Annotated in this window: 2 protein-coding genes; both read left to right on the top strand. The window is 39.3% G+C overall.

From position 1 onward, the window contains the following. The first annotated feature begins 176 nt into the window (after positions 1–176). The gene (mobQ, locus tag OXT66_RS09500; RefSeq protein ID WP_268597047.1) at positions 177–2240 is read left to right on the top strand and encodes a MobQ family relaxase; all 2064 of its coding nucleotides are present in this window, start codon (positions 177–179) and stop codon (positions 2238–2240) included. Between the two features lie 83 nt (positions 2241–2323). After that, positions 2324–2535: hypothetical protein (locus OXT66_RS09505; RefSeq protein ID WP_268597048.1), on the top strand; the 212-nt coding region annotated here is incomplete at its 3' end.

Genomic DNA, 2535 nt, shown 5'->3' on the forward strand with positions numbered 1-2535 from the left:
GGCATACACTAAAAGTAAATTCAGGAGAATCAGCAGACCGAGTAAAACGAGGTAAATGCGCACTTACACACAACAACTAAAGTTGGTTGTGTTATTGTGCTAAACCCTTGTATCAGAAGTCGCCGTTAGCGACAACAAAAGCAAACCCATAAACCCAAAGAAAGGTGGTGACCGACATGGCAATTTTTCACATGAGTTTTCAAAATATTAGTGCTGGTAAAGGACGTAGTGCTATTGCTGGATCTGCTTATCGAAGTGGTGAAAAGTTATTCGATCAAAAAGAAGGCCGAAGCTATTTTTATGCTCGGTCAGTCACGCCAGAAAGCTTTATTTTGACACCAAAGAATGCGCCAGCATGGGCGAGTGATAGAGAGAAATTATGGAATGAAGTCGAAAGAAAAGATCGGCGAGCAAATTCACGCTATGCAAAAGAGTTTAACGTGGCTTTACCAGTTGAATTAAGTGAAGATGAACAGAAAGAATTATTGACAAAATATGTACAAGAAAATTTTGTTGATGAGGGTATGGTTGCCGACGTAGCAATTCATAGAGAGCACCCAGATAATCCGCACGCTCATGTTATGCTAACTAATCGTCCATTTAATCCAGACGGAACATGGGGATTGAAAAGTAAAAGAGAAAATATATTAGATGAAAATGGGAACAAGACTTATACAGGAAATAGTCGTTTTCCAAGATCAAGAAAGGTGTGGCTAGTTGATTGGGATAAAAAAGAAAAAATAACTGAATGGCGGCACAATTGGGCGGTTAGTGTAAATCAAGTTTTAGAGCAAAAAAATATTCCCGATCGGATCAGCGAAAAATCATTTATCGAGCAGGGAATAGATGATACCCCAATGCAACATGAGGGAATCAATAGTAAGCGGCATGAAAGAAAAGAATTTAACCAACAAGTTAAGGACTATCGCAAGGCCAAAGCCAGTTATAAAAATAACCAAGAAAAAGTAATCAATAGAGGTCATTTAGATAGCCTAAGTAAACACTTCTCGTTTAATGAAAAACGGGTAGTTAAAGAGTTAAGCCATGAACTGAAAACTTATATCAGTTTGGAGAACTTAGATGATAAGCGGCGCATGCTATTTAATTGGAAAAACAGCACCTTAATTAAACATGCGGTTGGTGAAGATGTGACTAAACAATTATTGACAATTAACCAACAAGAAAGCTCATTAAAAAAGGCAGATGAACTCTTAAATAAAGTGGTCGATCGTACTACGAAAAAACTTTATCCAGAGCTTGATTTTGAACAGAACACACAAGCTGAAAGACGAGAATTAATTAAGGAAACCGAAAGCGAGCAAACAGTTTTCAAAGGCAGTGAATTAAACGAACGTTTAATGAATATTCGTGATGATTTATTGACCCAGCAATTATTGACCTTTACCAAGCGGCCATACGTTGGCTGGAAGTTATTAATGCAACAAGAAAAAGAGGCCAAAATTGATCTGAAATATACGCTAATGATCCACTCTGATAGCTTAGAAAGCCTGGAACACGTCGATAAAGGACTACTAGAAAAGTATTCACCAGCAGAACAGCAAAAGATTACTCGAGCAGTCAAAGACCTACGGACAATCATGGCCGTTAAGCAAGTCATTCAAACGCAATACCATGAAGTATTGAAAAGAGCCTTTCCCAAAGGTGATTTAGATGGATTGCCATTGATTAAACAGGAACAAGCCTATACAGCCGTGATGTACTATGATCCTGTTTTAAAGCCGTGCAAGGTTGAAACAATCGCACAGTGGCAGGAAAACCCACCGAGGGTTTTCAGTACCCAAGAACATCAACAAGGACTAGCTTATTTATCGGGACAGCTTAGCTTAGATCAGTTAGAGAATCATCACTTACAACGGGTTTTAAAGCATGACGGCACTAAACAACTCTTTTTGGGTGAATGTAAAGTCGATCCAACGATTAAGAACAGTCAGATCGAGAAAATCCAAAAACAGTTAAAAGGGCAACAAGCCAAGGACGACCAGTACAGAAAAGCAAATATCGGACATTATCAACCACTGAACTACAAGCCAGTTAGTCCAGACTATTACTTAAAGACGGCCTTTAGTAACGCAATCATGACCGCCCTATATGCCCGTGATGAAGATTACCAACGGCAAAAACAGGCGCAAGGTTTAAAGGAGACTGAGTGGGAAATGACGAAAAAGCAACGGCAACACCAAACTCGAAACCGGCATGAAGATGGGGGCATGCACTTGTAATCTAAATGTAAAATTAAAAGTGCACCAACGTGCTCATTTAATGGTACAATGAACCCATAATATAGGGAAAGGAGTATTCACATGTGACAAAGAAACAGGAATGGTTTAGCTTAGCTCAAGCTAGTCTCAAGCTTGAACGAGGTAGTACGTACGTGAGTGTTTGGTTAAGACGGCACCCTAACGAGTTGCCAAGTGAAATGCTCATGGAAACGGGCAAAGTTAAATTAATATCTGAAGATGGCATTGAATGGATTAAAAACCACATAAAAAAAGAGGGCGTCCTCGTAAGCAGTGA

Source organism: Lentilactobacillus senioris, assembly GCF_026798195.1.
GTDB lineage: Bacteria > Bacillota > Bacilli > Lactobacillales > Lactobacillaceae > Lentilactobacillus > Lentilactobacillus senioris_A.